The sequence below is a fragment of the Streptomyces bugieae genome (assembly GCF_036352915.1).
In the GTDB taxonomy this organism is placed as follows: domain Bacteria; phylum Actinomycetota; class Actinomycetes; order Streptomycetales; family Streptomycetaceae; genus Streptomyces; species Streptomyces endophytica.
Map to the genome: position 1 here is coordinate 1 of NZ_JAZBJP010000174.1, position 442 is coordinate 442.

General features: G+C 67.0%; 1 protein-coding gene. It reads left to right on the forward strand.

Annotation, left to right across the window (positions count from 1 at the left end):
* Positions 1-16: 16 nt before the first annotated feature.
* Positions 17-442 (forward strand): cytochrome P450 family protein (locus tag V2J85_RS40750; RefSeq protein WP_474064980.1); only part of this gene is annotated, 426 nt, incomplete at its 3' end.

Below are 442 nucleotides of genomic sequence, written 5' to 3' on the forward strand. Positions count from 1 at the left end.
CGGTGCCCTGCAGGGCATGGTGTCGCAGCAGATCGACCGCTATCTCGCGGGCGTCGATCCACAGGAATTCGATGTGGTCGCCGACTTTTCGGCGTTCTTCCCGGTCGAGGTCATCACCGCGATGCTCGGGGTCCCCGCGGAGCTACGCCAGCAGGTGCGGCTGTGGATCGACGAGCAGCTGCACCGCGAGCCGGGTCAGATCGAGGTGTCCGAGGCCGGCGTCGAGGCGATGGCCCAGACCTGGCTGATGTACTACGACCTGATCAAACAGCGCCGTGCCGAGCCGCGTGACGACATGATCAGCCGGTTGATCTCCGCCGAGATCGAGCGTGAGGACGGTGAGCTGACCCGCCTGCGCAATTCCGAGATCGCCGGCTTCGCCACCCTTCTCGGCGGTGCCGGAGCGGAGACCGTGACCAAGCTGGTCGGCGCGGCCGTGGTG